The organism is Vibrio sp. 2033 (assembly GCF_033339735.1).
In genome coordinates, this window is the sequence record NZ_JAWOVC010000663.1 from 1 (window position 1) to 559 (window position 559).

Annotated in this window: 1 protein-coding gene; it reads left to right on the forward strand. The window is 49.2% G+C overall.

The window, feature by feature from the left end:
• The coding region (locus tag R7P74_RS28365; RefSeq protein WP_318124022.1) for a substrate binding domain-containing protein at window positions 1–559 on the forward strand (559 nt) is incomplete at both ends.

A 559-nucleotide genomic window follows, 5' to 3' on the forward strand; every position in this document is an offset into this window, starting at 1 on the left:
AGTAGTGCGACGTTAGAAATGGAAAGCCAAAGGGATGAAGTGGCTGGGCTGGATCGCCTCGGGTTATCTCAATCATTTGGAACGCTGCACATCATTCCTGCGATTCAAGAGCTGCGTGAGTTGTATCCACAGCTTCAAGTGGAAGTGCATTTGTTTGACTACAAGGTCGATATGCTGGCGGAAGGGCTCGATCTGTGGGTAACAAACAATGAGCACCTACCAGAGGGCTACATTGCGCAGCGTTTGACGGACTGCCAGTTTGTGGTGGCAGCATCGCCGGATTATTTGCTTAAGTATGATACTCCGACTGAGCCGAACGACTTGTCTTTGCACAACTGCTTGATCTATCGCAGTTGGGAGCGTGATTACACAGGATGGGCATTTACCAAGGGACAACAAGAACTAAACGTAAAAGTCTCCGGAAACTACTCTGTCGATTTAGCAGAAGCTGTCCGTGACGCCGCGATTGCTGGATGGGGGATTGCGTATCTCGCTACGTATTTGCTTGGTGATGAGTTCAGAACGGGTAAGTTGATTCAACTATTGCCGGACTGGAAAG